Here is a 547-nt window from a genome sequence, read left to right on the forward strand (position 1 = left end):
GTCTAGCGTTTGAGCTACAAAAACTGCCACACATCGAAACCCAAGCGTGGGATGTGCGGCTTGATAGTGTCACTACCGAGCTACATACCTATTTCGCGCGCAAGAACTGAAGATAGGCAGGATTATCACTCTCATCCCAATACGGAAAACCAATTTCATCTAGCATCGCTAAAAACGTTGGCTTCTCTTCTTCACTGACCTGCACCCCCATAAAGACACGACTATATGCCGCTCCGTGGTTGCGGTAATGAAACATTGAGATATTCCATTTGCTACCAAGCGAGGTCAAAAATTTCATCAAAGCGCCAGGGCGCTCAGGAAACTGAAAACGAAATACTTGCTCATTTTCGGCGTTAGATGGGCCACCGACCATATGTCACACATGCAGTTTAGCGACTTCATTATCGGTTAAATCCATCACTGGATAACCTTGTTCCTCAAGCCCCTCAACAAGCTGTACCCGTTCGCCTTCAACCCCTGAAGTTTGCACACCAACAAAAATTTGAGCATCAGAGCCATCAGTATATCGGTAGTTAAACTCCGTAAT

The 547-nt window shown here is 45.9% G+C and carries 2 protein-coding genes; both read right to left on the reverse strand.

The window, feature by feature from the left end; all coding sequences use genetic code 11:
- Positions 1-88: 88 nt before the first annotated feature.
- The gene (locus A3762_RS28260) at positions 89-373 is read right to left on the reverse strand and encodes a hypothetical protein (RefSeq protein WP_068754531.1); all 285 of its coding nucleotides are present in this window, start codon (positions 371-373) and stop codon (positions 89-91) included.
- 3 nt (positions 374-376) lie between these two features.
- Positions 377-547: a hypothetical protein gene (locus tag A3762_RS28265; RefSeq protein WP_255375034.1), complete on the reverse strand. Its 171-nt coding sequence runs from the start codon at positions 545-547 to the stop codon at positions 377-379.

The sequence above is a fragment of the Oleiphilus sp. HI0125 genome (assembly GCF_001635355.1).

What these genes read in the sequence shown, in the direction of transcription:
- A3762_RS28260 (WP_068754531.1), bottom strand. Translation starts at nt 373, where the DNA reads ATGGTCGGTGGCCCATCTAACGCCGAAAATGAGCAAGTATTTCGTTTT.